At 64.3% G+C, this 24909-nt stretch carries 20 protein-coding genes and 3 tRNA genes; 9 read left to right on the top strand and 14 right to left on the bottom strand.

Annotation, left to right across the window (positions count from 1 at the left end):
- Nucleotides 1–110 precede the first annotated feature (110 nt).
- On the bottom strand, nt 111–1415 hold the full coding sequence (locus ABID59_RS08895; protein WP_354083101.1) for a multicopper oxidase family protein: 1305 nt from the start codon (nt 1413–1415) through the stop codon (nt 111–113).
- Between the two features lie 154 nt (nt 1416–1569).
- On the opposite strand from ABID59_RS08895, the gene ABID59_RS08890 reads away from it, so the two are divergent.
- The 6 genes from ABID59_RS08890 to ABID59_RS08865 all read left to right on the top strand — a co-directional run bounded on the left by ABID59_RS08890 (nt 1570) and on the right by ABID59_RS08865 (nt 9081).
- Nucleotides 1570–1654 (top strand) — tRNA-Leu (locus tag ABID59_RS08890).
- A 179-nt stretch (nt 1655–1833) separates the two neighbouring features.
- Nucleotides 1834–3192, top strand: a complete 1359-nt coding sequence (tig, locus tag ABID59_RS08885) for a trigger factor (RefSeq protein ID WP_148753603.1) — start codon at nt 1834–1836, stop codon at nt 3190–3192.
- Between the two features lie 278 nt (nt 3193–3470).
- Nucleotides 3471–4103: an ATP-dependent Clp protease proteolytic subunit gene (locus ABID59_RS08880; protein WP_148753604.1), complete on the top strand. Its 633-nt coding sequence runs from the start codon at nt 3471–3473 to the stop codon at nt 4101–4103.
- Nucleotides 4104–4580: 477 nt separating this feature from the next.
- Nucleotides 4581–5852: an ATP-dependent Clp protease ATP-binding subunit ClpX gene (gene clpX / locus ABID59_RS08875; protein ID WP_148753605.1), complete on the top strand. Its 1272-nt coding sequence runs from the start codon at nt 4581–4583 to the stop codon at nt 5850–5852.
- A gap of 324 nt (nt 5853–6176) precedes the next feature.
- Nucleotides 6177–8600, top strand: coding sequence for an endopeptidase La (lon, locus tag ABID59_RS08870; protein WP_354083100.1), 2424 nt, complete (start codon nt 6177–6179; stop codon nt 8598–8600).
- Nucleotides 8601–8676: 76 nt separating this feature from the next.
- Nucleotides 8677–9081: a GFA family protein gene (locus tag ABID59_RS08865; protein WP_354083099.1), complete on the top strand. Its 405-nt coding sequence runs from the start codon at nt 8677–8679 to the stop codon at nt 9079–9081.
- 93 nt (nt 9082–9174) lie between these two features.
- Here ABID59_RS08865 and ABID59_RS08860 read toward each other — a convergent pair.
- Together ABID59_RS08860 and ABID59_RS08855 are read right to left on the bottom strand one after the other, a co-directional pair.
- Nucleotides 9175–9251, bottom strand: a tRNA-Val gene (locus ABID59_RS08860).
- A 216-nt stretch (nt 9252–9467) separates the two neighbouring features.
- A complete protein-coding gene (locus tag ABID59_RS08855) occupies nt 9468–9824 on the bottom strand; it encodes a hypothetical protein (RefSeq protein ID WP_354083098.1) in 357 nt (118 codons plus the stop codon).
- 312 nt (nt 9825–10136) lie between these two features.
- Between ABID59_RS08855 and ABID59_RS08850 the strand changes: the two genes are divergently transcribed.
- Nucleotides 10137–10997, top strand: a complete 861-nt coding sequence (locus ABID59_RS08850; protein WP_354083097.1) for a class I SAM-dependent methyltransferase — start codon at nt 10137–10139, stop codon at nt 10995–10997.
- A gap of 121 nt (nt 10998–11118) precedes the next feature.
- On the opposite strand, the gene ABID59_RS08845 is transcribed toward ABID59_RS08850, so the two are convergent.
- The 7 genes from ABID59_RS08845 to ABID59_RS08815 all read right to left on the bottom strand — a co-directional run bounded on the left by ABID59_RS08845 (nt 11119) and on the right by ABID59_RS08815 (nt 19765).
- Nucleotides 11119–12096 (bottom strand): cation diffusion facilitator family transporter, encoded by a 978-nt coding sequence (locus ABID59_RS08845; RefSeq protein WP_354083096.1) that lies wholly within the window; start codon nt 12094–12096, stop codon nt 11119–11121.
- A gap of 2 nt (nt 12097–12098) precedes the next feature.
- Nucleotides 12099–15311: a divalent metal ion exporter subunit IhpC gene (gene ihpC, locus ABID59_RS08840; protein WP_354083095.1), complete on the bottom strand. Its 3213-nt coding sequence runs from the start codon at nt 15309–15311 to the stop codon at nt 12099–12101.
- Entirely contained in the window at nt 15304–16281 is a 978-nt protein-coding gene (gene ihpB / locus ABID59_RS08835) for a divalent metal ion exporter adaptor subunit IhpB (protein WP_354083094.1), read from the bottom strand. The genes ihpC and ihpB overlap by 8 nt, the downstream gene beginning before the upstream one ends.
- The gene (gene ihpA / locus ABID59_RS08830) at nt 16278–17552 is read right to left on the bottom strand and encodes a divalent metal ion exporter subunit IhpA (RefSeq protein WP_354083093.1); all 1275 of its coding nucleotides are present in this window, start codon (nt 17550–17552) and stop codon (nt 16278–16280) included. Before ihpA ends, ihpB begins: the two co-directional genes overlap by 4 nt.
- Before the next feature lie 56 nt (nt 17553–17608).
- Nucleotides 17609–17896, bottom strand: a complete 288-nt coding sequence (locus ABID59_RS08825) for a hypothetical protein (protein WP_354083126.1) — start codon at nt 17894–17896, stop codon at nt 17609–17611.
- A 177-nt stretch (nt 17897–18073) separates the two neighbouring features.
- A complete protein-coding gene (pepT, locus tag ABID59_RS08820) occupies nt 18074–19321 on the bottom strand; it encodes a peptidase T (RefSeq protein ID WP_354083092.1) in 1248 nt (415 codons plus the stop codon).
- Between the two features lie 144 nt (nt 19322–19465).
- Complete coding sequence (locus ABID59_RS08815) at nt 19466–19765, bottom strand: HU family DNA-binding protein (RefSeq protein ID WP_148753615.1); 300 nt, start codon at nt 19763–19765, stop codon at nt 19466–19468.
- A gap of 669 nt (nt 19766–20434) precedes the next feature.
- On the opposite strand from ABID59_RS08815, the gene ABID59_RS08810 reads away from it, so the two are divergent.
- The gene (locus tag ABID59_RS08810; RefSeq protein WP_354083091.1) at nt 20435–21580 is read left to right on the top strand and encodes a hypothetical protein; all 1146 of its coding nucleotides are present in this window, start codon (nt 20435–20437) and stop codon (nt 21578–21580) included.
- Between the two features lie 189 nt (nt 21581–21769).
- Here the strand turns inward: ABID59_RS08810 and ABID59_RS08805 are convergent.
- The 3 genes from ABID59_RS08805 to ABID59_RS08795 all read right to left on the bottom strand — a co-directional run bounded on the left by ABID59_RS08805 (nt 21770) and on the right by ABID59_RS08795 (nt 22635).
- A tRNA-Asp gene (locus ABID59_RS08805) sits at nt 21770–21846 on the bottom strand.
- Nucleotides 21847–22264: 418 nt separating this feature from the next.
- Complete coding sequence (locus tag ABID59_RS08800; protein WP_148753617.1) at nt 22265–22468, bottom strand: hypothetical protein; 204 nt, start codon at nt 22466–22468, stop codon at nt 22265–22267.
- Between the two features lie 44 nt (nt 22469–22512).
- A complete protein-coding gene (locus tag ABID59_RS08795; RefSeq protein WP_354083090.1) occupies nt 22513–22635 on the bottom strand; it encodes a hypothetical protein in 123 nt (40 codons plus the stop codon).
- A 45-nt stretch (nt 22636–22680) separates the two neighbouring features.
- Between ABID59_RS08795 and ABID59_RS08790 the strand changes: the two genes are divergently transcribed.
- Nucleotides 22681–23586, top strand: coding sequence for an alpha/beta fold hydrolase (locus ABID59_RS08790; protein ID WP_354083089.1), 906 nt, complete (start codon nt 22681–22683; stop codon nt 23584–23586).
- A 6-nt stretch (nt 23587–23592) separates the two neighbouring features.
- Here ABID59_RS08790 and ABID59_RS08785 read toward each other — a convergent pair whose 3' ends face one another.
- On the bottom strand, nt 23593–24885 hold the full coding sequence (locus ABID59_RS08785; RefSeq protein WP_354083088.1) for a spinster family MFS transporter: 1293 nt from the start codon (nt 24883–24885) through the stop codon (nt 23593–23595).
- Nucleotides 24886–24909: the final 24 nt, after the last annotated feature.

The following is a 24909-nucleotide window of genomic DNA, read 5'->3' as shown; positions in this document are numbered from 1 at the left end:
CGCCATGCCCGCCGGCCTCCCGTCCCGGCGGGTAGCTTGAATCACCAAAACGCTGATTTGTGAATCCCCAACGATTCAGTCAGATGGGCTAACGCTCTAGGGCCGATGCTTCACTCCACCCCGTACCACCGCACCAGCCGTGGCGCGGCCCAATCGGTCACCACGGATTCGATCAGCCATCGTCCCGGCGAAGTCGCGGCGAAGGCGATGCGCTGGGTCTGGCCGGGCTCGATGGCGAGCGTGTCGAGCCAGTAGGGCTTCCAGCCATCGTCGAGCCGGTCGAGCAGGCGGAAATGGTGGCCGTGCAAATGGAAGATGGTGGTGATTGGGGCGGGGTTCTTCACCGCCAGCACGACGGTCCGGCCGGCCTTGGCGCTGAAGGCGGGGGCGGAGGTGGCGGAGAAATTGGCTGTCCGGCTCCAGCCGGCGCCGGGTGAGCCGGGCGCGACATCGAACCGCAGGGCGCCCCTCAGGTCGAGTTTTTCGGGAAGGCCGTTCGACGGGAGCGGCTGAGGCGGCGGCAGCGGCGTGCGCCGCTCCAGTTGGCCGGAGACGGCGAGGCGCCCGATCGGGTGCGCCTCCTTGCCGTCATGCAGCACCAACGCGGCCGCCATGGCCGCATCCACAAAGGCGTCGGCGCGGGCTCCGGGGGCCAGCACCAGGGCGCCGTTGCGGGCCGGGAACGGCTCCGCCGGCTGTCCGTCCAGCGCCATCACCTGGACCTCATGGCTTTCCAATTTGATTGCCAGAACAGAACGTTGCGAGCCGTTGATGAAGCGCAGCCGCAGCCGCTCGCCGACGGAGGCTGAGAGTTCGAATGAAGTCCGCCCGTTGAGTGTGTAGAGCGGCATCGTATCTTTGGGATCCTGGCCCGGCGGCAGTGCGGTGCCGTCCTGCCTCACGCGCCATTCCTCGATCAGCAGAACCTCGTCGCGATCGACGGCGATGCGGCTGGTCTCCTCGGCAATTACCGGAAGCGGGCGCGCAGGCTGCTTCAGGCGGTCTTCAAAGAGGCGAAAGTCGGCTACCAGGGTCCCGGCGTTTGGTATTGAAACAATTGATGTTTCGGTTGCGTCCGGGGCGGTGGGCGCGCGCCCCCGCAACGGATCAGCCAGCGCCGCCCCATTGAGGCCGTACCAGACCGGCGCAAGCGGGACCGGCAGGGTATTGCGGAAGGTCACCTCACAGCGGTCGCCGCGCCTGAGATGGACATTGCCGAGATGGCTTACGGCGGCCAGCTCCCAGATCGGTGCAGGGGGCCGATCCGGCCTCAGAGCGAGGGTCGCAGGGCGGGCCTGGAGCGCAAGCTGGGTGGTGGTAACAGGCGCTGCGCCACCGCCGAGCAAGCCCGCGGCGGAGGCCCCAAGGCCGGCCAGGACCTCGCGTCTGGATGGGGCGAAAATCCGCGGTTTCATAGGCGCGATCCGGACCACGCCGCGCTGGATAAGTCCAGCCATCGTGCTTACTTGAAGGGTGTCTCGATCAAGCCATTTTTTTGCTGCGAACAGGCGGGCCCATGCTATAAGCCCGCCGCCCGCGGCATCGCGGCCGGTCTTGATGCAAATTCACGCGGGCGTGGCGGAACTGGTAGACGCGCTGGATTTAGGTTCCAGTGACGAAAGTTGTGGGGGTTCGAGTCCCTCCGCCCGCACCAAGCGCTTTCAGCGTTTGCACGGATTACTGAGGGGCCTCGCTCCGCGCGGACGTTTTTCCGCCTGGAGCCGGGCTCGATGAACCACCGGCGTTGAGGCGTTTGCCTCGCGCCGGATCGATTAATGACAGCGTTCCGACGCGCGAGCGTGCCGGGACCGAACGAGAAGAAGATTGGACGCCATGCAGGTCACAGAAACCATCTCGGAAGGCTTGAAGCACGAGTTCAAGATCAGCGTTCCCGCCTCTGACCTCGACGCCAAGGCTGGCGCCAAGCTCGTCGACCTCAAGGACAAGGTGCGCCTCAACGGCTTCCGTCCCGGCAAGGTGCCGGTTGGCCACCTGAAGAAGGTCTATGGCCGCTCGGTGATGGCCGAGACCATCGACCAGACCATCCGCGACACCAACACCCAGCTGTTCTCCGAGCGCGGCTTCAAGCTCGCGACGGAGCCGAAGATCACCATGCCGACCGAGAAGGCCGAGGTCGAGGAACTGCTCTTGGGCAAGTCCGACCTGACCTACACGGTCGCGATCGAAGTGGTGCCCGCCATCGCGCTCGCCGACTTCAAGTCCTTCCAGGTCGAGAAGCCCGTCGCCGACGTCTCCGATTCGGACGTCGACGAGGCGATCAAGCGCATCGCCGACACCAACCGCGGCTATGCCGCCAAGGGTGAGGGCGCGAAGGCTGAATCCGGCGACCGCGTCACCATCAGCTTCAAGGGCACCATCAACGGCGAAGCCTTCGAGGGCGGCGCCGGCGAAGGCATCCAGGTCGTGATCGGCTCCAACACCTTCATCCCGGGCTTCGAGGAGCAGCTCATCGGCATCGGCGCGAACGAGACGCGCACGCTGAAAGTGTCGTTCCCCAAGAACTACATGAGCGAGAAGCTCGCCGGCCAGGCGGCCGAGTTCGAGACCACCGCGACGCTGATCGAGGCGCCGCAGGATCTCACCATCGACGACGAGTTCGCCAAGACGCTTGGCCTCGAATCGCTGGACAAGCTCAAGGAAGCCGCGCGCGAGCGGCTGGTTGCCGAATACGCCGGTGCGACGCGCCAGCGCGTCAAGCGCGCGCTGCTCGACCGTCTCGACGAGGCGCATCGCTTCGAGGCGCCGCCCTCGCTCGTCGACGAGGAGTTCAACCTGATGTGGAACTCGGTCAAGGCCGAGATGGATTCCGCCGGCAAGACCTTTGCCGACGAGGACACCACTGAGGACAAGGCGAAGGAAGAGTACCGCAAGATCGCCGACCGCCGCGTGCGTCTCGGCCTCGTGCTCTCCGAGATCGGCGAGAAAAACAAGATCACCGTGACCGACGACGAGGTCGGCCGCGCCGTGATCGAGCGTGCCCGCTCGATGCCCGGCCGCGAGAAGGAAGTCTGGGACTATTACCGCAGCAATGCCCAGGCGCTGGCCCAGCTTCGTGCACCGATCTACGAGGACAAGGTCGTCGACTTCATCCTCGAGCTCGCCAACGTGACCGAGAAGAAGGTCTCGCGCGAGGACCTGTACAAGGACGACGAGGAAAAGACTGCAGCCTGAAGGCTTTGAGACAGTCTTCTATTAAGGATGATCAGCGAACCGGCCCAGCTAGCCAGATGGCCGGCTGGGCCTTTTTGCGAGAATCAGCTTCAAGTGCCCGGTGGATTAAGCCTTAACTCGTTCCGTACTTGTCTGGCGCGAATTGGGCTATATCTGTCGGTGGAGCCTGTATCTACGCGTTCCACTTGCAAGCGTTCTTCTACCAACTTCCTGCATCACGGGACGTCCATCGGCCTTCCGGCAAAAGTGGCGACGTCCTCCGAAAACCTAGGTGACTCATGCGCGATCCGGTTGAAACCTACATGAACCTCGTGCCCATGGTGGTCGAGCAGACCAACCGTGGCGAGCGCGCCTATGACATTTTCTCGCGCCTTCTGAAGGAGCGCATCATCTTCCTGACCGGGCCGGTCGAGGACGGCATGTCGACGCTGGTCGTCGCGCAGTTGCTGTTCCTTGAGGCGGAAAATCCGAAGAAGGAAATCTCGATGTACATCAACTCGCCGGGCGGCGTGGTGACGTCGGGCCTCGCGATCTACGACACCATGCAGTTCATCCGCCCGCCGGTCTCGACGCTGTGCACGGGGCAGGCCGCCTCGATGGGCTCGCTGCTGCTTGCCGCTGGCGAGAAGGACATGCGCTTCTCGCTGCCGAACGCGCGCATCATGGTGCATCAGCCCTCCGGCGGCTTCCAGGGCCAGGCCACCGACATCATGCTGCATGCTCAGGAGATCCTGAACCTGAAGAAGCGGCTCAACGAGATCTACGTGAAGCACACCGGCCAGACCTACAAGTCGATCGAGGACGCGCTGGAGCGCGACAAGTTCCTGACGGCGACCGATGCCAAGGAGTTCGGGCTGGTCGACAGGGTGATTGACAAGCGCGCCGAGGAACCGGCGGCGAAGCCTCAGTAACGCGAGCGAGGCGGCAATATCGATCCCTGGAATTCCTCTTGCGGATTCCTTGGGGGATTCCCCGGGGATCGTCAGGGCAACGTTCACGTTAACGGCGCACTTCGCGAGGGCGCAAAAAACGCAGTTCTGCGCCCTGCGACAGGCAGAAAGTTCCGCTTTCGTGCTTGTTTTTCGTGGTAATCCAGCAACGCCGGGGTGATTTCGGTCACTTCGCCCGTGCCAAGACCTGAAATCACGGTATTGTCACGGGTTGTCGGCGACCCCTCGATTAGCGAATTCTTGATAGTCGGGTGACAGCATGGTTGGCTACGAATGATCGGCTATGATCGCGGAGAATCGATTGACCGTGATTCGCACGGTATGTAACGCGTAGGGTCTTTTTTGGTACGGAATTTGCTCTATTTGAGTCCCTTACCCGCGAACGTTTCGGGATGGGACGATCGAGCGGACGGGATCGAACCGCGGACGGAGACATGAATGAGTAAGGTCGGCACGAGCGACTCCAAGAACACGCTATATTGCTCGTTCTGCGGCAAGAGCCAGCACGAAGTCCGCAAACTGATCGCGGGTCCCACGGTCTTCATTTGCGACGAGTGCGTCGAGCTTTGCATGGACATCATCCGCGAGGAGAACAAGTCCTCGCTGGTCAAGTCGCGGGACGGCATTCCGACGCCGAAGGAAATCTGCAAGGTCCTGGACGATTACGTCATCGGCCAGAGCCATGCGAAGAAGGTCCTGTCGGTCGCGGTGCACAACCACTACAAGCGCCTCAACCACCAGACCAAGCACAACGACGTCGAGCTCGCGAAGTCGAACATCCTGCTGATCGGTCCGACCGGTTCGGGCAAGACGCTGCTTGCGCAGACGCTCGCCCGCATTCTGGACGTGCCGTTCACGATGGCGGACGCGACCACGTTGACCGAAGCCGGCTATGTCGGTGAGGACGTCGAGAACATCATCCTGAAGCTGCTCCAGTCCGCCGACTACAACGTCGAGCGTGCCCAGCGCGGCATCGTCTACATCGACGAAATCGACAAGATCAGCCGCAAGTCCGACAATCCCTCGATCACGCGCGACGTGTCGGGTGAGGGCGTGCAGCAGGCGCTGTTGAAGATCATGGAAGGCACGGTCGCTTCGGTTCCGCCGCAGGGCGGCCGCAAGCATCCCCAGCAGGAATTCCTGCAGGTGGATACCACCAACATCCTGTTCATCTGCGGCGGTGCGTTCGCCGGCCTCGAGAAGATCATCTCGGCGCGGGGACGGTCGACTTCGATCGGTTTCGCTGCCCAGGTGATGGCGCCGGAAGACCGCCGGACCGGCGAGATATTCCGTCACGTCGAGCCTGAGGATCTCCTGAAGTATGGCCTCATCCCCGAGTTCGTCGGCCGTCTGCCGGTCGTCGCGACGCTGGAGGATCTGGACGAGGTTTCGCTGAAGAAGATCCTGACCGAGCCGAAGAATGCGCTGGTGAAGCAGTACCAGCGGCTGTTCGAGATGGAGAATATCGAGCTGACCTTCGCCGACGAGGCGCTTGGCGCGGTTGCCCGCAGGGCGATCGAGCGCAAGACCGGCGCGCGTGGTCTGCGCTCGATCCTCGAAGCGATCCTGCTCGAGACCATGTTCGACCTGCCGGGCCTGGAAGGTGTGGAAGAAGTCGTGATTTCCCGCGAAGTCGTGGAAGGAACGGCGCGTCCGCTCTACATCTACGCCGATCGGTCCGATCGCGCCGTCGAGAACGCCAGCGCCTGATTTTGCGGCGCTGGAACGCTCCAAACGTCTTTCATGGTAGCGGCTGCGGAAATGTACTCCGCAGCCGGAATTGCGTCGCTTACCTGCGTGCGTAAGCGCCTGATGGCGCGCGTTTTTCGATGACTTGACACCCCCCCGGTCGATAGCCACCTTATGTCGGCGGCGAGCGAAAATTCTGTTCAAGATTCGCCTCAGTTCCGATCCGGCAAGCCCGGTCCAACCTTCAAATGGTAGACCGGTTTGTGGATCACCTCGGCACCTTGTGGCGGTTGCGCATGAGAGAAGCGGGCTGCGTGCGAGGGGGCAAAGCAAAAGGAAAAGGCCATGACTAATCCAAAACCCCGGCCAACCATCGTCCATGGCGAGACGCACGCTTATCCCGTGTTGCCGCTGCGCGATATCGTGGTCTTCCCGCACATGATCGTTCCGCTCTTCGTCGGTCGCGAGAAGTCGATCCGCGCACTCGAAGAGGTGATGAAGAATGACGCGCTGATCATGCTCGCGACGCAGAAGAACGCGTCCGACGATGATCCGGCGCCCGATGCCATTTACGAGACCGGTACGCTTGCAAGCGTGCTGCAGCTCTTGAAGCTTCCCGACGGCACCGTGAAGGTGCTGGTAGAAGGGCTCGAGCGTGCACGCGTGCAGAAGTACACCGATCGCGCCGATTATTATGAGGCCACCGCAATTGCGCTCGCCGACACCGACGCGAAGTCGGTCGAAGCCGAAGCTCTCTCGCGCTCGGTCGTGTCCGACTTCGAGAGCTATGTGAAGCTCAACAAGAAGATCTCGGCCGAGGTCGTCGGCGTCGTGCAGGCGATCACCGATTTCGCCAAGCTCGCCGACACAGTTGCCTCGCATCTCGCGGTCAAGATCGCAGATCGCCAGGGCATCCTGGAGACGCTGTCCGTCACCACCCGCCTGGAGAAGGTGCTGGGCCTGATGGAGAGCGAGATCTCGGTGCTGCAGGTCGAGAAGCGCATCCGCTCGCGCGTCAAGCGCCAGATGGAGAAGACCCAGCGCGAGTATTATCTCAACGAGCAGATGAAGGCGATCCAGAAGGAGCTCGGCGACGACGATGGTCGCGACGAGCTCGCCGATCTCGAAGAGAAGATCTCCAAGACCAAGCTCTCCAAGGAAGCGCGCGAGAAGGCGCAGCATGAGTTGAAGAAGCTGCGCCAGATGTCGCCGATGTCCGCGGAAGCGACCGTCGTGCGCAACTATCTGGATTGGCTGCTGTCGATCCCGTGGAACAAGAAGTCCAAGGTGAAGAAGGATCTGGAAGCCGCGCAGACGGTTCTGGACGCAGATCACTACGGGCTCGAGAAGGTCAAGGACCGTATCGTCGAGTATCTCGCGGTGCAGTCGCGCGCCAACAAGTTGACGGGCCCGATCCTGTGCCTCGTCGGACCTCCCGGCGTCGGCAAGACTTCGCTCGGCAAGTCGATCGCGAAGGCGACAGGGCGCGAGTTCGTGCGCGTCTCGCTCGGCGGCGTGCGCGACGAGGCCGAGATCCGCGGTCACCGCCGCACCTATATCGGCTCGATGCCCGGCAAGATCATCCAGTCGATGCGGAAGGCGAAGTCGTCCAATCCGCTGTTCCTGCTGGACGAGATCGACAAGATGGGCGCCGATTTCCGCGGCGATCCGTCCTCGGCCCTGCTCGAGGTCCTCGATCCCGAGCAGAACGCGACCTTCAACGACCACTATCTCGAGGTCGACTACGATCTGTCGAACGTCATGTTCATCACGACCGCGAATACGCTCAATATTCCGGGCCCGCTGATGGACCGCATGGAGATCATCCGGATCGCCGGCTACACCGAGAACGAGAAGGTCGAGATCGCGCGCAAGCACCTGATCCCGACCGCGGTGTCCAAGCACGGCCTGGACTCCAAGGAGTTCTCGATCGACGACGAGGCGCTGCTGCTTCTGATCCGCCGCTACACCCGCGAAGCGGGCGTGCGTAACCTGGAGCGTGAGCTCTCCACACTCGCCCGCAAGGCGGTGAAGGAGCTGATGATCTCCAAGAAGAAGTCGGTCAAGGTCACCGAGAAGACTCTCGAAGAGCTTCTGGGTGTGCCGAAATACCGCTTCGGCGAGATCGAGAGCGAGCCGCAGGTCGGTATCGTCACCGGCCTTGCCTGGACCGATGTCGGCGGCGAGCTCTTGACCATCGAAGGCGTCATGATGCCCGGCAAGGGCAAGATGACGGTCACGGGCAATCTGCGCGACGTCATGAAGGAATCGATCTCGGCGGCGGCGTCCTACGTCCGCTCTCGCGCGATCGTTTACGGCATCGAGCCGCCGCTGTTCGACCGGCGCGACATCCACGTGCACGTGCCGGAAGGCGCGACGCCGAAGGACGGTCCGTCGGCGGGCGTGGCGATGGCGACCGCGATCATCTCGGTCATGACCGGCATTCCGGTCCGCCACGATGTCGCGATGACCGGCGAGATCACGCTGCGCGGCCGCGTGCTGCCGATCGGCGGCCTGAAGGAGAAGCTGCTCGCCGCTGCCCGCGGCGGCATCAAGACGGTGCTGATCCCCGAGGACAACGCCAAGGATCTCACGGAGATTTCCGATGCGATCAAGGGCGGCATGGAGATCATCCCGGTCTCGCGTCTGGACGACGTCGTCGCCAAGGCGCTGGTGAAGAAGCCGGTGCCGATCGTCTGGGAAGAGGACACCAAGGTGACGGTGAAGCCCGACGGCGATGAGGCCGCCGGCGGCCTGACCGCTCACTGAGATCAGCGAAAGATGATAAAACGGCGCCTTCGGGCGCCGTTTTTATTTGGGGGGCAAGGAGCAAGGAGACCGGGCGATGCAGATCGACGGCAAGTGTCATTGCGGGCGGATCACCTTCGAGGCCGAGATCGACCCTGAGGCGGTCTCGGTCTGTCACTGCACCGATTGCCAGACCCTGACCGGATCGCCGTTCCGGGTGACCGCGATCTGCACCAAGGCCGACGTGAAGCTGATCGCCGGTGCGCCAAAGGTCTACGGCAAGCGCGGCGACAACGGCCGGATGCGCCTCCAGCACTTCTGTGGCGACTGCGGTTCCCCGCTGTTCACCAGCGGCGAGGGCGACCAGGCCGACGATTGGGGCATCCGCTGGGGCTCGATCCGCCAGCGCGACCAACTGCGGCCTGTGAGGCAGATTTGGTGTCAGTCGGCCGTGGTCTGGATCGACGCGGTGCCGCTGCTGCCGGGGAGGCCGAAAGATTGAGCTGGGCTTGCGACAAGCCCGCCTGCGCCGGCCTCGCACCAATGTGTGCCTCGGCTGGCTCGCCAAGCCGTAGCCAGCGAAGCAGGCGAAGGCTGGTGGGCGGTCACGGATTCGAACCGCGGACCCTCTCGGTGTAAACGAGATGCTCTAACCAGCTGAGCTAACCGCCCGGGTGGGCCTCTTTAGCGCCCCGGCCGGTGTCGAGGCAAGAGCCGAACGCGCCGCAAACTGGCTCCAATTTGCGGCCTGGTCAGGGTTCATGCTGGACACGAGCAGCCCTGCAGCAGGCCTGCTGGAGGGCAATCCGCTTTCGCAGCGCGAATCCGTCATCCGGCGGAAGAGGCCGGCGATCGTGCGTGCCGCCGCCGCGCAACTCCCGTCCGATATCAGGCCGTCTTGGTGAACATCGTCAGGACGCCGTCGGCGATGTTGATCGCGACGACTTGTGACGAACTCAAGCCCTTCGCCTTGAGGACGGAGGCTGCCTGCGGTGTGGCGTCGATGGACTGCCGAAGCGACTGAATGTCTTTTTCGCTTGTCTGCGCCACGAGTTCATCGACCTTTGCGCGCACCGCCGGCTGCAATTCCTTGACGTCCACCACCTGTATGCTCCGGATCACCGTGCTGGACTGAGTGGACGGCTGTTCCGCGCCGGGCTGCGACGACGCGCCCTGCGCCTGCACCAGAGCCGGAGTTCCGAGGGAGAGAGCTGCAACGATGACGGATGCCGTGAAGCTGCGCATGGTCTGCCTTTCCGATTTGAGGAACTGCGAATCTACCGAGGAAATCTGGTTGGCATCTGATTCCGATGTGGCCGTTCGGTGAAACCAATGCGGCCGCAATGCGCACAGACGCGCTGTGCCGGGGCCGGTGATGTCTGCGGCAAACGCCGGCTCGTGCCCTGAGCTCGACACGAGGGCGCTGCTGCGAGCTGAGGCCGGAAAGTGCTCCCCGGTTCAGGCAGGGCAATCGCATATGGTGCGCCGGCTCAGGGAGTAGACTGGATTTGGCAGGTGGGCGATAGATGTCGCCTGACCTGAGTGACAGAGGCTCCGATGCAGCAACCAAGCGGATACGAGCAAAACGCCGACCAGATCGCCTATTGGAACGGCCCGAGCGGCCAGCGCTGGGCCGATCGCCACGCGGCGCAGGAGAGCGTGCTTGGACCCATTGCCGACGTGCTGATCGACCGCGCCAAGCCGCAGCCGGGCGAGCGCGTTCTCGATGTCGGCTGCGGCTCGGGTGCGACGACTTTTGCGTTCGCGAAGGCTGTGGCGCCAAACGGCTTTGCGCTCGGTCTCGATGTCTCCGAACCGATGCTGTCGCAGGCGCGCGCGTTTGCGCCGAAGGGACTGCCGCTGGATTTCGTGCTGGCGGATGCGACGGTGTGTCCGTTCGAGCCGGCGAGCTTTGACCTGCTCGCCTCGCGCTTCGGCGTGATGTTCTTTGCCGATCCGATTGCGTCCTTCAGCAACCTTCACCGTGCGCTGAAGCCGACGGGGCGGCTAGCATTTGCCTGCTGGCGCGAGCCGAAGGAAAACCCGTGGATGATGGCGCCGTTGATGGCGGTCTACAAGCACGTGCCGAAAATGCCGCCGGTCGGGCCGGAAGAGCCGGGCCCGTTCGCCTTCGCCTCGGAGGAGCGCGTGACGCGCATCCTGAAAGGTGCTGGCTTCATCGACGTGGCGATGGAGCCGCATAATCTTCCCATGGACATCGCCATCGGCGGCGGGCTCGATGCCGCCGTCGACGGCGCGCTCCAGATCGGCCCCGCCAGCCGCGCGTTGCAGGGCCAACCGCCGGAGACGTACGCTGCGGCCAAGACGTCGATCCGCGAGGCGCTCGCGCCGTTCCTCAAGGGGCAGTCAGTGGCGCTGCCGGGCGCGATCTGGATCGTGACGGCGAAGGCGTCGTAGGCGCTGCTCTCTCCTCTCGTCATTGCGAGGAGCTCTTGCGACGAAGCAATCCAGACCGTCTCCGCGGAGGCATTCTGGATTGCTTCGCTGCGCTCGCAATGACGGTGTCGAGACAGAATGCCTACACCACATCATCCGGCGCGAGCGCGCAGCCATTGTCCGGATGTGTCTCGACCTGCAGCGTGGTGTGGCCGATGCGGAAGGTGGTCTTCAGCTGCTGCGCGGTCTCCATCAGGAACGCGTCGGCGCTGCCTGCGGGCATCACGAGATGGCAGGTCAGCGCGGTCTCGGTGGTGGAGATCGGCCAGACGTGGAGGTCGTGGATCCCTGAGACGCCGGGCCGCGCCAGCAGGAACGCCTTGATAGCGACGAGGTCGGTGCCCCTGGGCGCTGCCGCCATCGACATGTCGATGGAGCCGCGGAGCAGGTTGGTCGTGCCCCAGAGGATGCTGGCGCAGATGACGAGGCTGGTGAGGGGATCGAGCCAGAGCCAGCCCGTCCAGATGATCAGCGCCGCCGAGACGACGACACCAAGCGAGACTGCGGCGTCGGCCGCCATGTGCAAGTATGCACCTTCGATGTTGATGTCGTCCTTGCGTCCGCGTGCGAACAGCATGGCGGTAAAGCCGTTGATGAGGATGCCGATGCCGGCGACCACCATCACGGTGACGCCCGCGACTGGCTCGGGCTCGCGCAGCCGCAAGATCGCCTCCCAGCCGATCGCGCCGGTTGCGACCAGCAGGAACACCGCATTCGCCAGCGCCGCCAGAATGGTGGAGGCACGAAAGCCATAAGTGAAGCGGCCGCTCGGCGCGCGCCGCGCCGCGATCGAGGCGCCCCAGGCCACGACCAGGCCGAGCACGTCGGACAGATTATGGCCGGCGTCCGCCAGCAGCGCGGTGGAATTGCCGAGATAGCCGTAAACCGCTTCGGCCACGACCAGCGCGGTGTTGAGCGTAATGCCGATCGCGAACGCCTTGCCGAAATCGGCGGGCGCATGGACATGCCCGTGACCGTGCGAATGGCCGTGGTCATGGCCATGATCATGAGCGTGGCCGTGATCATGGTGGCGATGACCGTGATGGTCGTGACTGCTCAAACCTAGCGCTCCCCGGAAACCGCCAAATCAGGCGCCATTGTAGGCGTTTCGCCCGCGCCGTCACGCCGGAACAGTACATAGAGTGCCGGCAGCACGAGCAATGTCAGCACCGTCGAGGAGATGATGCCGCCGATCACGACGGTCGCGAGCGGCCGCTGCACCTCGGCGCCGGCGCCGGTGGCGAGCGCCATCGGCACGAAGCCGAGCGAGGCGACCAGCGCGGTCATCAGCACCGGGCGGAGCCGCGTCAGCGCGCCCTCGCGGACAGCGTCCGCAATAGGGCGTCCTTCGCTGCGCAGACGCTCGATGAAGGTGATGATGACGAGGCCGTTGAGCACAGCGACGCCCGACAGCGCGATAAAGCCGACGCCGGCGCTGATGGATAAGGGAATACCGCGCAGCAACAGTGCGGCGACGCCGCCCGTCAGTGCCAGCGGCACGCCGGAGAACACAAGCGCTGCATCCGCTGCCGATCCCATGCCCATGAACAGCAGCAGGAACACCAGCAGCAGTGCCACCGGCACGACGATGGTCAGCCGCTTGGTCGCCGAGACCAGCTGCTCGAACTGTCCGCCCCAGCCGATCCAGTAGCCGGGCGGCAGCTTGACCTTCTCGGTCACCGCCTCCTGGGTCTCGGCGACGAAGGAGCGCAGGTCGCGCCCGCGAACGTTGGTCATGACCACCACGCGGCGCTTGCCGTTCTCGCGGCTGATCTGGTTGGGGCCGGGCGCGATCTCGATTGTCGCAACCGAGGACAGGGGGACGTAGCGGGGTGTCGTGCCCGATGCCCCCGGCCACGCGGTCTTCGTGACCGCGGCTGCATCCTCGCCGGGCGGCAGCGGAATCGGCAGCGACCTGATCGTGTCGGGGTTGGCCCGCAGGCTTTCCGGCAGCCGCACCACGATGTCGAAGCGGCGATCGCCCTCGAACAGCTTGCCCACCGGCTTGCCGCCGATCGCGATCTCGACCAGGTTCTGCACCTCGCCGAGACTGAGGCCGTAGCGCGACAGCGCCTGGCGGTCGAGCCTGACAGTTAGGATCGGCAGACCCGCGACCTGCTCGGTCTTCACGTCGGCGGCGCCCTCAATGGCGCGGACCACGCTGTTGACCTGCTGGGCGATACCGGCGAGCACGTCGAGATCGTCGCCGAAGATTTTCACGCCGACGTCGCTGCGGATGCCGGCGATGAGCTCGTTGAAGCGCATCTGGATCGGCTGGGTCATGCCATAGGCGCTACCGGGCAGGGTGTTGGCGGCGCGCTCGATCTCTTCGATCACCTCATTCTTCGGCTTGGCGGGATCGGGCCATTCCTCGCGCGGCCTCAGCGTGACATAGGTGTCGGCGACGTTCGGCGGCATCGGATCGTTGGCGATCTCGGCGGTGCCGACCTTGGAGAAGATGGTCGCGACCTCCGGAACCTGCTTGACTGCCTTCTCAAGCCGGAGCTGCATGTCGACGCTCTGGGTCAGGCTGGTGCCGGGAATCCGGATGGTCTCGATGGTGATGTCGCCTTCATCCAGGCTCGGAATGAACTCGCCGCCCATGCGTGTCGCGGCAAGGATGCTGCCGGCGACGATCAGCACGGCAACGAACGCGACGCTGCCGCGGTAACGGATGGCGCGCTCGAGCAGCGGCACATAGAGCCGCTTGGCCGCCCGCATGAAGACGTTCTCCTTCTCCGAGACCTTGCCGGTGACGACAATCGCCACCGCAGCCGGGACGAAGGTGACCGACAGCAGCGCCGCACCCGCGAGCACCATCAGCACGGTCAGCGCCATCGGCGTGAACATCTTGCCCTCGGTCCCCGTCAGGGTCAGGACCGGCAAATAAACCACGGCGATGATCAGCGTGCCGAACAGGCTCGGCTTGATGACCTCGCTGCTGCCGTCGCGGATGGTCTGGAGGCGTTCGTCCAGCGTCAGCAGCCGTCCGCGCCGGTGCTGCCCGGCGGCGAGCAACCGCAGGCAGTTCTCGACGATGATGACCGCGCCGTCGACGATGATGCCGAAGTCGATTGCGCCCAGACTCATCAGATTGGCGCTGACCTTGCTCTCGACCATGCCCGTGACCGTGAACAGCATCGAGAGCGGGATGACGCAGGCCGTGATCAGCGCAGCGCGGATGTTGCCGAGGATCAGGAACAGCACCGCGATCACCAGCGCCGCGCCCTCGACGAGATTCTTCTCGACGGTCTGGATGGTCGCTTCGACCAGATGCGTGCGGTCATAGACGGCGCGCGCGATCACGCCATCGGGCAGCGATTTCGCAATCTCCGCGAGCCGGGCCTTCACGCGTTGCGCCACCGTGCGGCTGTTCTCGCCGATCAGCAGCATGGCTGTGCCGAGCACCGTCTCCGTGCCGTTGGCCGAGGCCGCGCCACTGCGCAGGTCCTGGCCTTCCTGGACGTCGGCGACGTCGCGGACGCGGACCGGTACGCCGCCGCGCGAGCCGATCACGATGTCTCTAATGTCCTCGATATCGGCGACCTGGCCAGGCGCGCGGACGAGATATTGCTCGCCATTGCGCTCGATATAGCCAGCGCCGACATTGGCATTGTTGGCGGCCAGCGCCGTCATGATGTCGCGGAAGCCGAGGTTGTAGGCCATCAGCCGGCCGGGGATCGGCAGCACGTGGAATTGCCGCTCATAGCCGCCGATCGAGTTGACCTCGATCACGCCGGGAATGGTGCGCAGCTGCGGCTTGATGATCCAGTCCTGGATGGTGCGCAGCTCGGTCGGCGTGAACTCGGCGCCAGTGGGCGATTTTGCGCCGGCCTTTGCCTCGACGGAGTAGACGTAGATCTCGCCAAGGCCGGTCGAGATCGGCCCCATCGCGAGCTCGGTGCCTACAGGAAGCTGGTCCTTCGCCTGCTGGATGCGTTCGTTGACGAGCTGCCGGGCGAAATAGATGTCGGTGCCGTCCTGGAATACGACGGTGACCTGGCTCAGGCCATAGCGCGAGATCGAGCGGGTGTAATCGAGCTTGGGCAGCCCGCCCATCGCGGTCTCGATCGGGAAGGTGATGCGCTGCTCGGCTTCGAGCGGCGACAGGCCCGGCGCGCGCGTGTTGATCTGGACCTGGACGTTGGTGACGTCAGGGACGGCGTCGATCGGCAGGCGCGTGAAATTCCAGGCGCCGAAGGCGCCGGCTGCCAGCGCGAACAGGACCACGAGCCATCGTTGACGAATGGAGAAGCCGAGGAAGGCGTCAATCATGATCGGCGTCTCCCTTGCCCATCTCCGCCTTCACGACGAAGCTGTTTTCGGCGACGTAGTGCTCGCCGGGTATGAGGCCGGCGCGGATTTCCACGAATTGCGGATCGGAATCTCCAAGCTCCACTGGGCGCGCCTCGATCTTGTCGCTGTCCTCGCGGACGAACACGATGGTTCGGTTCTCCAGCGTCTGGATCGCACTGCGGCGCACGGCAACCGCGACATTGCGGGCGGCGAGGATCAGCCGCGCCGTGACGAACAGGCCGGGGCGAAGCCGGCCCTCCGGGTTCGGCAGCACCACGCGCGCCAGCGCGGTCTGGGTCTCGCTGCTTCCGATCGGCGCCATGTAGGAGATACTGCCCTTGATCTCGCCGCGGGCGTCGTCGGGATCGATCAGCACCTCGTCATTGAGGCGGACGCGCCGGAGGTCCTGCCGGTAGATCGACAGATCGACCCAGATGGTCGCGAGGTCGGCGACGACGAAGGCCGGCTTCTGCTCGGAGACGTATTCGCCGAGCGAAATCTGCCGCTCGATGACGGTGCCGGCGATCGGCGCCTTGAGCTCGTAGACGGTCAGGCTCTGGTTGCTCTCGATGCTGGCGAGCAGATCGTCCTTGCCGACCTTGTCGCCGATCCGCTTCTGGATCGATTTGGCGAGGCCCGGAAAGCGCGGGGTGACCTGCACCACGGCCTCCTGGTTGGCGCGCAAGATGCCGTTGAAGGACAGCGTATCGGTCAGCGTGGCGCTCGCGGCTTCCGCGAGCGTCACGCCGGCAGCGGCGAGCTTGACGTCGGAGATGCGGATGCGGTCGGCGCCATGCTCATCCTGCTCGACATGATCGTTCGGCCTCTCCGGCTTCTTCTCTTCGGTATGCGCGGCGGGCGCGACCCTGGCCGGGGCGAGCAGGGAATAGCCGTAGGCGCCGAGCGTGGCGGCAAGGATGGCGATGAGGACGGTGGAGGACGTCTTCATCGCGCGCTCTCCCGCGCCAGCGCAAACGGATTGCCGACGAGGCCTTCGATGGTGGCAACGCCGGCATGGAAGTTCTGCAGCGCCTCCTGCTCGCGAAGCCGCGCCTGGGCGACGCTGGCTTGGGCATCGAGCACCTCCAGCAGGGTGAAGCGGCCCTGGCCGTAGCCCTGCGAGATCGCTTCCGAGGCCTCGGTGGCCTTGGGGATCGCAGTCTCGCGCAGCACCGCGAGCTCGCGCAGGGAGCCCTGGAGCGAGTCGTAGGCGCGGCCGGCGATCACGATCAGCGTGTTGCGGTTGGCCTCGCGCTCGGCCTTGGTCTTGGCCAGGCTTTCCTGGGCGGAGAGGATGTTGCCCTGGTTCTGGTCGAACACGGGGATCGGCACCGAGACGGTGAGGCGCGCCGCATCGTCATTGGTCTCGTTGAAATGGCGCCAGCCGGCCGCGATCCGCACGTCGGGATAGGGCCTGAGCCGCGCCATCAGCAGCTCGGCATTGCGCTGCGCATACACTGCGGTCCAGCGCACCAGCTGCGGATTGGCGTCGATGGCGGCGACGACAGACTGGAACGTCGGCGGCCGTCCCATGGTGTCGAGCCGGCCGGAGACCTCGCCGAATTTCGCCACGGGATCGCCCATCAGCACCGCGAGCTCGCGCCGGGCGCTCGCCAGCGTCGCCTTGAAGCGCTCGCGATCGGCCTTCACCAGCGCCGAGGCGACCTCGGCGCGGCCGGTCTCTGCCGGCGAAGAGGCGCCGGCCTCGACACGGCGGCGGAGCAGCGGCGTCAGGCGATCGATCGCGGCAATCTGCTCGTCGAGGATCTGGATGCGGCGCTGCGCGCCGAGCACGCTGAGGAAGGCGATCGCGGTCTCCGACAGCACCTCGAGCCTGATTGCTTTGCGCTGGATTGCGGCGACCTCGATGCCGGCCACGCCCGCCGCGATCCGCGCGTCGCGCTTGCCGAACAGCTCAAAAGCCTGGCTGATCTGGAGCGTGGTCTCGGCCGATCTGGTGCCGCGATAGATGCCCGAGCCGAACGAATTGTCCTGCTCATAGGACAGTTCGGGATTGAGCAGGGCGCCCGCCTGGATGCGCTGGCCCGTGGCGATTCCGACATCGCGTTCCGCTGCCGTCAGGCGCGGGCTCGCGGCCAGCGCGCGCGTCAGCGCCGCGCGCATCGTCAGGGTCTGGGCGTGGGCGTGCTGCGTCAGCCAGGGGCTGACGAAAATCGCCATCGCGCACGAAAGGTGCGCAGCAGTCCGTCTGCAAGACATGAAGGTGACCTGTGAACAAAAGCATCGTGGGCGCACGCGGCGCCCGGCTGGTCAGTTCAGGTCAGATGTTTGGGGGGCGGGGATTCGGTGTCAGGCGCAATGCCGATCAGCGCAGGCGCGCGCTGCGGAACCGGTGCGGCAACGAAGTGGGCTGCTGCTTCCGCCTGCATCAGCTGCGCCACGGCGACGGAGAAGCAGCCGTGGCAGTGATGGCCGCTGAGTGCCTTGTGATCGCCATGGCCTTCGGAACCATTGTCGAGGATCGAGGCGATCTCCGAGCCGCCTGCGGGGCTGGTCACGTCGATATCGTGCACGCCATGCAGCGCACCCGACAGCAGGTGCATCACCGCAACGAGCACAGCCACGAGCCCGCGCCAGTTGCGCAGGTGGCTGAAGCGATAGACTCGGTACGTCGCGATCACGAGATGACTCAAGTTCCCCAGTCTGACTGCGGGTACCATGGCTACTGCAACAATGTCGACCCGCAACATTGTTACGTGTGGGGAACGCGATGTCGCGCCTTACGCCTTCTCCTCCCAGATCATCGCCAGATGCACGATGGTCTGGACCGCCTTCTCCATGTCCTGCCGGCTGACCCATTCCAGACGCGAATGAAAGGCGTGCTCGCCGGCAAAGATGTTGGGGCAGGGCAGGCCCATGAAGGAGAGGCGCGAGCCGTCGGTGCCGCCGCGGATCGCGGTGCGCATCGGACGCAAGCCGGCGCGGCGGATCGCTTCGATCGCGTATTCGAGGATGTGCGGGTGACGGTCGATCACCTGCTTCATGTTGCGGTACTGCTCGCGGACCTCGAACTTGTAGGTCGAGCGCGGATAATCCTTCATCACATCCTTGACGATGGTCTCGAGCAGGATCTCCTTCTCCTTCAATCCTTCCTCGGTGAAGTCGCGCACGATGAACGAGAGGGTCGCCTGTTCCAGCGCGCCCTCGATGCCGACCGGATGCAGGAAACCCTGCTTGCCCGACGTCGTCTCCGGCGAGCAGTCTTCCTTGGGCAGCCGCTCGACGATGGCCGCCGCAATCTTGATCGCGTGCTCCATCTTGCCCTTGGCATAGCCGGGATGGGCGCTGACGCCGGTGATGGTAATGGTGGCGCCGTCGGCGGAGAACGTCTCGTCCTCGACACTGCCCGCGCTTTCGCCGTCCATGGTGTAGCCGAAATCGGCTCCTAACTTCTTGATGTCGACATTGTCGACGCCGCGGCCGATCTCTTCATCCGGCGTGAACAGGATCTTGATGGTGCCGTGCTTCACATCCGGGTTGTTGATGAAGAAATGCGCGGCATCCATGATCTCGGCGACGCCGGCCTTGTTGTCGGCCCCGAGCAGCGTGGTGCCGTCGGTGGTGATGATGTCGTTGCCGATCTGGTTCTTCAGCGCGGGGTGCTCGGCAAAGCGGATCACCTGGGTCGTATCGCCCGGCAAGGTGATGTCGCCGCCGCGATAGTTCTTCACGACTTGCGGCTTCACATCCTTGCCCGTGACGTCGGGCGAGGTGTCCATGTGTGAGCAGAAGCAGATCACCGGCACCTTCTTGTCGGTGTTGGCGGGGATCGTTGCGTAGACATAGCCGTAATCGTCGAGATGGGCGTCGGCGACGCCCATGGCCTTTAGCTCGGTGACGAGGACGCGGCCGAGATCCTTCTGCTTCTCGGTCGATGGCGAGGCCGGGGAATTCGGATCGGACTGGGTGTCGATGGTGACGTAACGCAGGAAGCGCTCGGTCACGGTATGGACGAAGGTCAGGGACATGTCTGTTCAAACCGCCGGGTCTTTTGGGAGCAGGTCTTGGGAAGCAGGTCTTGGGAAGCAGGTCTTGGGAAGCAACCGGTATACCAGAAAAGCGGGCCGCGTTGCGGCCGGACGAAGGCGAATCCGACTAAACGAAAGGGAGCATCAGATCGCCTCTTTCAGTTCCTTGACCGGGCGGAACGCGACCTTCTTGCTGGCCTTGATGTGGATCGCCTCGCCGGTGGCGGGATTGCGGCCGGTGCGGGCGGCCCGCTTGCGGACCTGGAGGATGCCAAGCCCGACGATGCGGACGCGGTCGCCCTTCTTCAGATGCCTGGTGATCAGCTCGACGAGGTCGGTGAGGACGGCCTCGGCGTGCTTCTTCGAGAGGTCCTGGCTTTCCGCGATCTCGGCCGCGAGGTGCTTGAGCGTGATCGTGGCCGGAGCAGCTGCCTTCTTCGCCATATCTGGCCTCCTCGGGTGTCGCGCGGACGCTTGCCGGGGCTCCCAAACTGCCAAGTTCCACAGGCCTAGACGATTCGGGATGAGACTGACTATGCCGGTCAGCGGGCGTGGGATTTTCGCGTGATTTCTCAATCGAATCCGCGCGTTCCTGCCGGCTGATAGGTCGAGATGCGGCACGATACTGCTAATCGGAATGAAGAGCCGATACTAAGCCTTTGAAGATGTTGTCACAATGTCGAGAGGAAGACAGCGCTCGACCCCCGCAGGCTCCGGCTTGGGCGCATCCACATCGAGACGATCAGTGCCGTGTCCCCGTAGCCAATCGGATTGCATGCACGTCGCGGTTAATGTTCAAGTGCCCGCGTGAACCCAAATGCGGCCGATAGCACGGCAGCAGGGGCGGCGGGGGCCGTTCGGATCGCAATTGATTTCGCCCAAGGCCGCGTTTGCGCGGTGTTACTTGGCGCGATGGCTTTTGCTGCGGTCTATTTCCTCGTCTACCCTGTCTGGCGATCGCAATTCCTGGTGGAGATCTGGTTCACCGAGGGATGGAACGCCTATTTTCAGGACGCGGCCGGCGCCGGTCGAGCGCTCTATCCCCCGTCTGATGCGCTGATCGTCAACAACTACCCGCCATTGTCCTTCTATGCGGTCGGCGCACTCGGCAGGATGCTTGGCGCCGACAATCTGTTCATCGGCCGTGCACTCTCGCTGACCGCGGTGATCGCGATCGCCGTCGAGATATTCGCCTGTGTCAGGCTTCTATCGGGAGGACTGGCTGGAGGCCTGTTGGCGGCCTTCTGGTACGTCGCGATCACGTCGCACAACTTCACCGCATATGCGGGTGCGAACGATCCCCAACTCGCCGGCGAGGCGATCATGGGCCTCGGATTGGTCTTGTTCCTGTCGCGCCAGCAGTCCGGCCGCTCGGTGCTCGGTCCTTTGCTCTTGATGGTGCTGGCCGGTTTCTGGAAGCACAACATGATCGCCATCCCGCTGGCGGCGATCGCGTGGCTTCTTATCAGGCGCGGCCGCTCTGCTTTCCCCGACATCGTGGTCAGCGCAGCCGTCGCGGCCGCAGGCCTGGCGCTCTGCGGAATTCTGTTCGGTCTCGACTTCTTCAGAAACCTCTTCGTCAGCAGGCATTATGGCCTCTCGCACTTGCTTTCGAACGTAGGTCATCTCCAATGGTCAGCTCCTGCGTTCCTCTCTTGGCTGACATGGGTTCTGTTCTCGAGAAGCCAGGCTGCAAGATTTACGGCGCTGCACGTACCCATCGGTCTCGGGGCATGCTTGCTGCAATGGCTCGGCGACAAGATCTATGGCAATGCCGAATTCGATCTCATCATCGCGCTTGCGATTGGCGTGGGCGTCGCCTTCGAAGAGATCAAGACCTCGCCGCTTGTTCGCCTGATCGGCGAGACCGGCACACGCGCCGTGCTGGTCTTGGTTCTGCTCCTTCGCTTCGTTGCCAGCGATCGCCAGGAACCGCTTCTTGTGATGTTTGACCGGGACTTCGAGCATCAGTTCTTGCTCAGCGAGCTCGCGGTCAAACGCGAAGCTGAAATTGTCTCTCAGACCAGCGGCGACGTCGCATGTACGGTGAAGGTGGTCTGCCGGGAGGCCGGCAAGCCGTTCGTCGTCGACGACTTCAAAATCGACGAGATGTTGGCGACGAAGCAAATGTCGCCTGATGGGCTGCATCGGCTCCTTTCCGATCGAGGTATCCAGACGTTCACGAACAGTCTTGCGACATCGGCCACCGTGAACACATCGCTAAGCCACGCATGGGCGCGCGGCGCGCTCGGACGCTGAAACGCAAGAGCCCCACCGGCCCGGGCTCGGTCGGCTCGAATTTAGTCTGCAGACCAAACTGGCCACCCTGAAGCCGCGGCGCTCGCGAACGAACAGGGCCGGCAAGTCAGAGGTCCTCGGCATACCCAGGATACGCCGTACCAGGCTCCGTTAAGGCGTCTCTCTAAATGATTGATATTCCGCCATAAATGGCGCGAGAGACGGGGCTCGAACCCGCGACCTCCGGCGTGACAGGCCGGCGCTCTAACCAACTGAGCTACTCCCGCGTGACGCGTATGTGTCCGCGCGGAACGAGGGGGGACTTAAAGGGGGGACATGGTGAAGTCAAGGACGTTGCGTTCACGGGGAGCAAACGCCTGCTGGAGCGGGGCGGGACCGTATCGCTACGGTCCGAACGGCTGGCTCCGGGCGCCGAATCAATCAATGGTGATGCAAGCTCCGCGGGCTATTTCCGAGGACAATTGGCTTGACCGTCGGCTCGCGCGCCTTCCAGGCCGGCGCGGATTTCGCGATGTTGCTGGCTGCGCGCAAATACTGATGGGACAACGTCGGCGCCAGGATTCAGCAACACTCCGGCGGCAGTCGGCTCGGAGTTTTTGGCCTCAATTCTTCAGAGATCGGCCAAAAGCAAAAGGCCGCCCTGAAGGGCGGCCGTTTTGTCTCAAACCGGACCTTTTTCCGCAATCAGCGGATCGTCGAGGCGCCCGAGCTCGTGACCGCCACCGGCTTGCCGGCCTTGATCACGTGGGTGGACTGGGCGGTCTGGCTGTAATCGGCGTTGGTGCGGGCTGCGATCCCGAAGGCGGCAACTGCGATGCCGGCCACCAGCGCCACCACCACGATCTTCAGGTGGGTACCCCGATCTGCAGAGTGAATTGAGTGGTTCATCCGAGCCTCCCGACGGGCTTTGGCGCCGTCTGTAGGCCGATGTCTTAAGGAGCATCTGTTTCCGCATCGTTTCGCCGGTTCGGCAAAATGGTTTCATCCGGCCATTTCAGGACGGCTTGAGTGGTTTTACCTGCCGCGTAATCGCGGGGGCCAATTCCCTTCGCCATGATCGTTTCCGTCGGCCGCGAACGATCCGGCAAGGGAGAAGCACCATGAACCGTCGAACCGTCCTCGAAGCCACGTTGCTTGGGACCGCCTTTGCGGCGTCGGGCGCCAGCGCGCCAGTGGCCGCAGCCCAGGAGACTGCGCGGCCGCCCTATGTAATGGCCAGGGACGGCACAAAGCTGTTCGTGCAGGACTGGGGCAGCGGGCCACCGGTGCTGCTGCTCTCGGCCTGGACCTTCGACGCCAGTAGCTGGGGCAGCCAGATTGCGGCCCTGAACGAGAAGGGCTTCCGCTGCGTTGCGCCCGACCGGCGCGGGCATGGCCGGTCCGAGATGCCGTCTTCGGGCTATGATTTGGAGACGCTGACCGATGACGTCGCCGCGGTGATCGAGGCCCGCGACCTGCGCGACGTGACGCTGGTGGGTTTCTCGATGGGGACGGCCGAGGCGGTGAACTATCTCGGCCGTTTCGGATCGGACCGGATCGCAAGGCTGGTGCTGGTCGCGCCGACGACGCCGTTCCTGGTCAAGACCGAGGACAATCCGGATGCGGTTCCGAAGGCGATGATCGAGGCTGACAACGCGGCGGTCGCGCGCGACTTCGCAAAATGGATCGCGGCGAACGAAGCGCCGTTCTTCACCCCTGACACGCCCGAGATCACGCGGACATGGATCCGCGAGATGATGCTGAGCGTGCCGCTGCCGGTGGCGCTGGCGTGCCGCAAGACCACCGCGTTCGCCGATCTGCGCGCGGCTGCCGCCAGGATCGATCGGCCGACGCTGATCCTCCATGGCGACAAGGACGCCAGCGCGCCGCTGCCGTTGACGGGCGCCAAGACCGCAAAGCTGATCAAGGGCAGCAAGCTGATTGTCTATGAGGGCGCGCCGCATCCGCTGCCGCTGACGCACAGCGAGCGGCTGATGGCGGACATGCTCGCCTTCATGAGCGCGTAAGCGCGCTCAGCTCGCCCGCTCGATGTCGGCGCGGATGGTCCGCGCCGCCCAAACGAACAGCAGGGCACCGAAAGTGGTCGTGACCGCCGCCGAGAGCAGGGAATAGCGCACCGCGTCGGCGCCGTAGCTGCCTTTCAGCGCGTCGTTGACCACGCCGACCGCGAGCGGGCCGACGCCCTGGCCGAAGCAGGTCGCGGTGAGCGCGATCAGGGCAGAGGCGAGCGCGCGCATGCTTGGCTTCGCCACCGTCTGCGCGATCGCGAAGATCGGCCCGAGATGGAAGCCGACCAGGAACGAGGTCAGCGCCAGCATCGCCACCATCATCGCAAAATCCTGCGTCAGCATGCACAGCGCAAAGACGGGGCCGGCGAGGCCTGAGGTGATCGCCGGCGCCCACAGCTTCCAGCGGTCGTCGCGGCGGCTCACTTGCGCCACGACGAAGCCGCCGAGCAGGGTGCCGGCCATGCCGGCGAGCCCCTTGAACGTACCGGCATAGGTGCCGATCTCGGCGCTCGACAGATGATGCACGCGCGCCAGGAACGGCGGGATCCAGGCCGCCGTCGCATAGTTCGTGTAGGTGGTGAGGCAGAAGCCGATCAGCACGATGATGAAGCTTTGTTGGGAGACGAGGAAGCGCAGCGTCGGCCCGAGCGGCTCGGGCACGAAGCTTTCCTGCATCGCGCCACGCTTCGGCTCCGAAATCGTCAGCCACAGGATCAATGCGAGCAGCATGCCCGGCACGCCCGCGACATAGAAGGCCATCCGCCAGCCATAGTGCTGGTTGACATAGCCGCCGATGAAATAACCGAGGAAGACGCCGAGATAGGTGCCGATGGCGTAGATGCCGAGCGCGCGCGGGCGCTCGTTCTTGGCAAAGAGATCGGCGACGATCGATTGCGAGGCGGGGGAGCCGGCGGATTCGCCGATGCCGACGCCGATCCTGGCAAAGGCCAGCGCGGTCACGCTCGAGGCCATGCCGCACAGCGCCGTCATCGCGCTCCAGAACGCGAGCGCCAGCGCCACGATGTTGCGGCGGTTGAGCCGGTCGGCGACGCGCGCGATGGGGATTCCGAGCACCGAATAGAACAGCGCGAAGCCGAAGCCTGCGAGCAGGCCCATCATGGTATCGCTGAGCTGAAATTCCTTCTTGATCGGCTCGATCAGGACATTGAAGATCGTGCGGTCGAGAAAGTTCAGCGCGTAGATGATGGTAAGCAGCCCCAGCACATAGTAGCGCCGCGCCGACGGCGTTGCCGCGGCGGCCGTTTGCACCGGCACCTGTGACGTGACATCGACCATCGCTTCCCCCCACTTTGTCTTTGT

This window comes from Bradyrhizobium sp. S3.3.6 (assembly GCF_040546905.1).
Lineage (GTDB): Bacteria > Pseudomonadota > Alphaproteobacteria > Rhizobiales > Xanthobacteraceae > Bradyrhizobium > Bradyrhizobium cytisi.
The sequence above is the reverse complement of the archived record's forward strand: the minus strand, read 5'-3'. Positions and strand labels throughout refer to the sequence as shown.